The sequence below is a fragment of the Microbacterium sp. PF5 genome, assembly GCF_004794315.1.
GTDB classification, from domain to species: Bacteria; Actinomycetota; Actinomycetes; order Actinomycetales; family Microbacteriaceae; genus Microbacterium; species Microbacterium sufflavum.
In genome coordinates this window covers 22,705-29,843 of the sequence record NZ_SSDQ01000146.1, presented here as the reverse complement: position 1 = coordinate 29,843, position 7,139 = coordinate 22,705, and the positions used below count along the sequence as shown (strand labels likewise).

The 7,139-nt window shown below is 71.7% G+C and carries 7 protein-coding genes; all 7 read left to right on the top strand.

What is annotated here, in order from left to right:
* On the top strand, window positions 1-997 hold a 997-nt coding region (locus DW297_RS14360; RefSeq protein ID WP_136033575.1), incomplete at its 5' end, for a glycosyltransferase.
* Window positions 994-1,137: a hypothetical protein gene (locus tag DW297_RS18995; RefSeq protein ID WP_168387313.1), complete on the top strand. Its 144-nt coding sequence runs from the start codon at window positions 994-996 to the stop codon at window positions 1,135-1,137. The genes DW297_RS14360 and DW297_RS18995, both read left to right, overlap by 4 nt.
* Window positions 1,134-1,481: a response regulator gene (locus tag DW297_RS14355; RefSeq protein ID WP_136033572.1), complete on the top strand. Its 348-nt coding sequence runs from the start codon at window positions 1,134-1,136 to the stop codon at window positions 1,479-1,481. The genes DW297_RS18995 and DW297_RS14355 overlap by 4 nt, the downstream gene beginning before the upstream one ends.
* The gene (locus DW297_RS14350) at window positions 1,478-3,292 is read left to right on the top strand and encodes a sensor histidine kinase (protein ID WP_136033570.1); all 1,815 of its coding nucleotides are present in this window, start codon (window positions 1,478-1,480) and stop codon (window positions 3,290-3,292) included. Before DW297_RS14355 ends, DW297_RS14350 begins: the two co-directional genes overlap by 4 nt.
* A 76-nt stretch (window positions 3,293-3,368) precedes the next feature.
* Window positions 3,369-5,057: an ABC-F family ATP-binding cassette domain-containing protein gene (locus tag DW297_RS14345; RefSeq protein WP_136033568.1), complete on the top strand. Its 1,689-nt coding sequence runs from the start codon at window positions 3,369-3,371 to the stop codon at window positions 5,055-5,057.
* Window positions 5,058-5,106: 49 nt separating this feature from the next.
* Window positions 5,107-6,222 carry a GuaB3 family IMP dehydrogenase-related protein gene (locus DW297_RS14340; protein WP_136033579.1) on the top strand — a complete coding sequence of 372 codons (1,116 nt, stop codon included), beginning with the start codon at window positions 5,107-5,109 and terminating at the stop codon, window positions 6,220-6,222.
* Window positions 6,223-6,281: 59 nt separating this feature from the next.
* Complete coding sequence (locus DW297_RS14335; protein WP_136033577.1) at window positions 6,282-7,040, top strand: SURF1 family protein; 759 nt, start codon at window positions 6,282-6,284, stop codon at window positions 7,038-7,040.
* Window positions 7,041-7,139 lie beyond the last annotated feature (99 nt).

Below are 7,139 nucleotides of genomic sequence, written 5' to 3'. Positions count from 1 at the left end.
TCACCTCGCCGACGAGAAGGTCGGCGCGGTCACGGCGTACATCGCGGAGGGCAGCCGCGACCGCAACTACCTGACGCGCTTCATCGCGATCGAGTACGTGATCGGACAGCTCTCGGCCCGCCGCGTGCAGAACGTCGGCGGCGCCATCGCGTGCCTCGCGGGCGGCGCCCAGCTGCACTCCCGCGCGAACCTGGAGGCCATCGGCGGTCGCATCCCGACCGGGACCCTCGCCGAGGACACGATGACCACGTTCGAGAGCCAGCTCCACGGACGCCGGATGGTGTTCGAGCCGCACGCCGTGGTGCTCGCGGAGGAGCCGCGCACGATCGACAGCCTGTGGAAGCAGCGGCTGCGGTGGGCTCGCGGCAACGTGCAGCTGACGTCCATCTACAAGAAGCTGTGGTTCCGCCCGAGCCGCGATCACAACCTCGGCAGCGTCGGCTTCGGCCTGGCGTGGTTCACGATCCTGCTGCTGCCGGCGTTCATGCTGCTCGCCGCCGCCGGCCTGATCGCGCTCCTGCTGCTGCACAGCGACATCGCCGAGTTCGTGTTCCGCTTCATGTGGATCGCCGCCGCATGCATCTACATCTTCTCGATGCTGTACTCCGTGCAGCTCGACCCGCGGATCGGCCGGCAGTCGTGGCGCGAGGCGATCATGTTCCCCGGCCTCGGCGCGCTGATCCTGATGTTCATCGCGCTGTTCCCGTGGACGCTCGACGGTCTGCTGAACCTCTTCGGCGAAGAGGCGACGGATCAGGCGCGATTCGGGTGGCTGCTGTTCTTCTACCTGTGGGGCCCCGTGTCGATGCTCGGCATCTGGCTGGCGCGCGCCGTCGAGCCCCTGCCCGGAGGGCGTTTCTTCGCCGGGCTGCTCCTCTACGTGTGCGGCTATGGCTCCCTGCTGTGCGCGATCACGGTGGACTCGTACCTCAAGGAGTGGCGCCGCGCCGACGCCTCGTGGATCAAGACCGAGAAGGTCGGACGGGTGGACTCATGACGGACGCACCTTCGCATGACGCCGAGGTCGAGGAGATCGCCGAGGACGCCCGGCGCGAGAAGCGGCTCATCCCGCAGGCCCTGATCTCCCTCGGCATCGTGGTCGTGATCGTGGTCGTGCGAGAGCTGCTCCTCCGATGACCGGGAGGCCGCTGGCGCTCGTGGTCGAGGACGCGGCCGATCAGGCGACACTCCTGGGGCGGTACCTCGACCGGGAGGGCTTCGACGTCTTCATCGCGCCCGATGCCGAGTCCGCGATCGCCGCCTTCCCCGACATCCATCCGGTCGTCGCCGTGCTCGATCTGCTGCTCCCCGGCATCTCCGGTCACGCCTGCTCGCGTCTCATCCACGAGCGCTTCCCCGACTGCTACCTCGTGGTCAGCTCCGTGCTCGATGTCGCGGACTACCCGCCGGCCGACGCGGCGCTGCCGAAACCCGTCACGGGGGCCGACCTGCACCGCGTGGTCGAGGGGGTGCCGCGATGAGGGCCACGCCGCTCGAGCGCGCCGAGAGCCGCTGGTACCGGGTGTTCGACAACCCGAGTCCGATCGTGAAGCAGGCGCCCACCCTGGTCGCGACGGTGATCGCGGGCAGCATGACGTGGGCCATCCCCGGGCTGCCGTTCACGCACCTCGGCGCGGCGCTGATCGGCATCGGCATCGTGCTGCTGGCCACGCTGCAGGCCGGGGTGCTCAGCGCCCTGCACGTGCGCGAGGGCTGGATCGTGCTGGCGGTCCCCATGCTCGACATCGTGGGGCTCGGCCTCTTCCGTGCGGGGACGGGCGGGGCAGCGTCGCTGTTCAGCTCGCTCGTGCTGCTGCCGATCATCTGGATCGCGGCCGCCCCCGGCATCCGGTGGGTGTTCGTGGTCGGCGCGCTGTCGTCGCTCGCCCTGCTCATGCCGTACATCACCGACCCGCCGTCGAACGCCGTCGTGTGGCTGCGCGGCGTGGTGGGGCCGCTCGTGTTCGCGGCGGTCGCCGCCGTGGTGAACGAGCTGTCGCGGCAGCAGAGGATGCGGGTGGAGCAGGCCGAGGATCTGGTGACCGAGCGCACGAGGGCGCTGTCCGAGAACGTGGCGATGATCGTGCAGCTGCGGCAGAAGGAGCACGAGTACCGGGTGCTGCTGGACTCGTTCGAGAGCCTGTGGTCCTCGATCACCGCGCAGGCCGTGATCGCCACCGACCGCGCGGGGCGCATCACGGCGTGGAATCCCGGGGCCGTGCGGCTGCTCGGGCTCACGGTCGACGAGGCGCTCGACGACGTTCGCATCGACCGGTTCTTCTCCCGAACGGTGCTGTCGATGCTCGCGGAGGACACGGCAGCGCGACGGGAGGCGTCGGGTGAGGCGTCCGTCGCGGGGGCGAGTGCGGGGCCGGCGCCCGAGGGCATCCGGGCGCTGTTCGCGCAGGCCGACGAGGGGGTCACGGTCGACGGCGACGTGGAGGTCACCACGGCGGGCGGCACGACCGTTCCCGCGCGCGTGACGGTGAGTCCGCATAAGGACGGCTCCGGTGCCCAGCAGGGCTACCTGTTCGTGCTGACCGATGAGACGCGGGCGGTCGAGGTGGCCCGCATGAAGGACGAGTTCGTGGGCATGATCTCGCACGAGCTGCGCACGCCGCTCAGCGCGATCATCGGCTTCCTCGACCTGTTGCAGAACGATCCGGGCCAGCCGCTGACCGAGGATCAGCAGGAGTTCGTCGGGATCATCGAGCGCAACGCGAAGCGCCTGCTCAACCTGGTGGGCGACCTGCTGTTCACCGCCCAGGTGGAGTCGGGGCGCTTCCCGTTGGAGCGCGTGGAGGCCGACGTCGCCGAGCTCGTGCGGTCGGCGGTCGCATCCGCGGGCCCGCACGCGCAGCGGGAGGGCATCGAGCTGGTGGCGGACGCGGGCGACGAGCCGATCCGGCTGCTCGTGGATCCGGGGCGGATCGGGCAGGCCGTCGACAATCTCCTGTCGAACGCGATCAAGTTCACGCCGAGCGGCGGCCGGGTCACGGCGGCCGTGCGGCGCGTGGACGGCGGCGTGCAGATCTCGGTCGCGGACACCGGCGTCGGCATCCCGGAGGACGAGCAGGGCATGCTCTTCACGCGGTTCTTCCGGGCCTCGACGGCCACGCGGAATGCCGTGCCCGGCGTGGGGCTCGGCCTCACGATCACCCGCGCGATCGTGCTGGCGCACGGCGGTTCGATGGACGTGACGAGTCAGGAGGGCGTGGGGACCGAGTTCCGCTTCGTCCTGCCGGCGGCGCCCAAGACCGAGGTGCTGCAGACCCTGAGCCGCGCGGACTGACCCGGACCTCCTCGTCCGCAGCATCCTGATAGTCTGGTCGGCTCGCTGTGCGCGGGCGGAAGGACGGCCACGCACTGTGGGGTACATCGACGCATCAGGCATCTCGCTGACGCTTCCCGACGGAAGACCGCTGCTCGACGAGGTCTCGTTCCGGGTCGGCGCCGGCTCGACGAGCGCGCTCATCGGGCCGAACGGCGCGGGCAAGACCACGCTCCTGCGGATCATCCGCGGCGACCAGGCGGCCGACGACGGCGTCGTCACCATCGACGGCGGACTCGGCGTGATGGATCAGTTCGTCGGGCACGGCGAGCCGGGGCAGACCGTGCATGAGCTCCTCGTGCGCGTCGCCCCCGCCCGCATCCGCGCCGCCGCCGAAGCCCTCGGCGCGGCGGAGAACGCCCTGATCGACCGTGATGAGCACGACACGCAGATGGCGTACGCCGCAGCCATCGCGGAGTACGCCGACGCCGGCGGCTACGAGCACGAGACCGTATGGGACCAGTGCACGATGGCGGCGCTCGGCGTGCCGTTCGAGCGGGCGCGGTACCGCGAGCTCACGTCGCTGTCCGGCGGCGAGCAGAAGCGCCTGGCGCTCGAGGCCCTGCTGCGCGGACCCGACGCGGTGCTCCTGCTCGACGAGCCGGACAACTACCTCGACGTCCCGACCAAGCGGTGGCTGGAGGAACAGCTGCGGCAGACCGCGAAGACCGTGCTGCTCGTGTCGCACGACCGCGAGCTGCTCGCCCGCGCGGCCGACCGGCTCATCACGCTCGAACCAGGGGCGGCCGGTTCGACGGCGTGGGTGCACGGCGGCGGCTTCGCGACCTACCCGCAGGCGCGCATCGACCGCATGGAGCGGCTCGACGAGCTGCGCCGTCGGTGGGACGAGCAGCACGAGAAGCTGCGCGTGCTGGTCGCGAACCTCAAGGTGAAGGCCTCGGCGAACGACGGCTTCGCCTCCCGCTACCAGGCGGCGCAGACGCGACTGCGCAAGTTCGAGGAGGCGGGGCCGCCCGAGGAGCGTCCGCCCGCGCAGGAGTTCGACATGCGCCTGCGGGGCTCGCGCACGGGCAAGCGCGCCGTGGTGGCCGAGCGGCTCGAGCTCACCGGGCTCATGCGTCCCTTCAACGCGGAGGTGTGGTTCGGCGACCGCGTGGCCGTGCTGGGCTCGAACGGCTCGGGCAAGTCGCACTTCCTGCGACTGCTCGCGCGCGGCGGCAGCGACCCCGACCCGACCCTGGGTCACGTCTCCTCCGCCGCGGAAGACCTGAGTCCCGTCGCGCACACCGGTCGCGCGGTGCTGGGGGCGCGCGTGGTGCCGGGGCTGTTCGCGCAGACCCACACGCACCCGGAGTTCGTCGGGCGCACGCTGCTGGAGATCCTGCACCGCGGCGACGACCGCCGGGCGGGGATGCCCCGGGACGCCGCGAGCTCGGCGCTCGACCGCTACGGGCTGGTGCGGCAGGCGCTGCAGACGTTCGAGTCGCTGTCCGGTGGGCAGCAGGCGCGGTTCCAGGTGCTGCTGCTGGAGTTGTCCGGCGCGACCCTGCTGCTGCTCGACGAGCCGACAGACAACCTCGACCTGGAGTCGGCGGAGGCGTTGGAGCAGGCGCTGGCGCGGTTCGAGGGGACGGTGCTCGCGGTCACGCACGACCGCTGGTTCGCGCGGTCGTTCGACCGGTTCCTCGTGTTCGGCTCCGACGGCGAGGTGTACGAGTCGGACGAGCCGGTGTGGGACGAGCGCCGCGTGGCACGGGCCCGGTGACCGCGGGCACGCGCCCCCTCGGGGTGCCCGGTAGGCTGGACGGGTGACCATGGAGATCGAGCTCGGCCGAGGAAAGCGCGCCCGTCGCGCGTACACGTTCGACGACATCGCGGTGGTGCCCTCGCGGCGCACGCGCAACCCGGAGGACGTGTCGACCGCCTGGACGATCGACGCCTTCGGCTTCGAGATCCCGGTGCTCGGCGCGCCGATGGACTCCGTCGTGAGCCCGCGCACGGCCATCATGCTCGGCCAGCTGGGCGGCCTGGGCGTGCTCGACCTCGAGGGTCTGTGGACCCGGTACGAGGACCCGGAGCCGCTGCTCGCGGAGATCGCGGGTCTCGCCGACGACCGGGCGACCGTGCGCATGCAGGAGCTGTACGCCGAGCCGATCAAGCCCGAGCTCATCACGCGGCGCCTGGCCGAGATCCGCGAGGCCGGTGTCACCGTCGCCGGTTCCCTCACGCCGCAGCGCACCCAGGAGTTCTACGACACCGTGGCCGCGGCGGGCGTCGACCTGTTCGTCATCCGCGGCACCACCGTCTCGGCGGAGCACGTGTCGAGCGTGGCAGAGCCGCTCAACCTCAAGAAGTTCATCTATGACCTCGACGTCCCGGTCATCGTGGGCGGCGCCGCCACCTACACCGCGGCGCTGCACCTGATGCGCACCGGCGCGGCCGGCGTGCTGGTCGGCTTCGGCGGGGGAGCGGCGTCCACCACGCGCGCCACCCTCGGCATCCACGCCCCGATGGCCACCGCGGTCTCCGACGTCGCCGCTGCGCGCCGCGACTACCTCGACGAGTCGGGCGGGCGCTACGTGCACGTGATCGCCGACGGCGGCGTCGGCACCTCGGGCGACATCGTGAAGGCTCTCGCGATGGGCGCCGACGCGGTCATGCTCGGCGTGGCCCTCGCCCGCGCGACCGACGCGCCGGGGCAGGGTTTCCACTGGGGCCCCGAGGCGCACCACCCCAAGCTCCCGCGCGGCCGCCGGGTCGAGGTGGGCGGCATCGGCACGCTCGAGGAGATCCTGTACGGCCCTGCGCCCGTGGCCGACGGCACCGCGAACCTCATCGGCGCGCTGCGCAAGTCGATGGCGACCACCGGATACTCCGACCTCAAGGAGTTCCAGCGGGTCGAGGTCGTGCTCGCCCCGTACGAGGCCTGAGCCGCCACCGCTGCACCGTGACCGCCCCCGCCCCGTTCCCGCCGACCCTCCGTGAGGTCATGCTGCGCGGACGCTGGATCGGCATGCTGCTGCTGTGCCTCGTGGTCGCCGGGGTGTTCGCGTGGCTCGGGCAGTGGCAGCTGGAGCGCGCGATCGAGACCGACCCGCCGCCGCCCGGCGTGACCGAGCAGGTGCGGCCGCTGTCCGACGTGGTAGAGCCGGGGCAGTACCTCGCCGAACCCCTCGTGGGGCAGCGGGTCGAGACGAGCGGGACGTGGATCCCGGACGACTTCCTGGTGGTGTCGAGCCGCTTCAACGACGGCGTCGAGGGGTTCTGGGTCACCGGACAGCTGCGGGTGGACGAGCGTGTGTCGATCGCCGTGGCGATCGGCTGGGCTCCCGACCGCGCGGCCGCCGATGCCGCGGTGGAGCGCCTGGCCGCGGAGGCCGACGGTCGCCCGGTCGGGGTCGCGGGGCGCATCATCTCGGACGAGGGGCCGTCGGTGCCGCCGCGCAGCGACCCGGAGCGTCTCGACCGCATGTCGCCCGCCGCGCTGCTCAGCCGCTGGCACGACACGGAGCAGCTCGACGTGTACCGCCCGTACCTCGCCTCGACCACCGCGACGGCGGGCCTCGAGGACATCTCCTCGCCGGCACCCGACGAGCAGTCGCCGGTGAACTGGCTCAACGTGTTCTACGCGGTGGAGTGGGCGATCTTCGCGGGCTTCGCGTTCTACCTCTGGTACCGCCTGGCGAAGGACGCGTGGGAGCGCGAGGTCGAGGAGTTCGAGGACGCGGCGGCGGCCGAGAACGTCTGAACGGCGTGCGCATCCGCGCGACCTCCGGTGCGCTTCTGCGCGCGGCCGTGCCCCGATGTGAACCTTCGTCAGGGGTGCGCGCGGCCCTTCGGTGAGCAG

What these genes read in the sequence shown, in the direction of transcription:
- DW297_RS14350 (WP_136033570.1), top strand. Translation starts at nt 1,478, where the DNA reads ATGAGGGCCACGCCGCTCGAGCGCGCCGAGAGCCGCTGGTACCGGGTG.
- DW297_RS14335 (WP_136033577.1), top strand. Translation starts at nt 6,282, where the DNA reads ATGCTGCGCGGACGCTGGATCGGCATGCTGCTGCTGTGCCTCGTGGTC.
- DW297_RS14355 (WP_136033572.1), top strand. Translation starts at nt 1,134, where the DNA reads ATGACCGGGAGGCCGCTGGCGCTCGTGGTCGAGGACGCGGCCGATCAG.
- DW297_RS18995 (WP_168387313.1), top strand. Translation starts at nt 994, where the DNA reads ATGACGGACGCACCTTCGCATGACGCCGAGGTCGAGGAGATCGCCGAG.
- DW297_RS14340 (WP_136033579.1), top strand. Translation starts at nt 5,107, where the DNA reads ATGGAGATCGAGCTCGGCCGAGGAAAGCGCGCCCGTCGCGCGTACACG.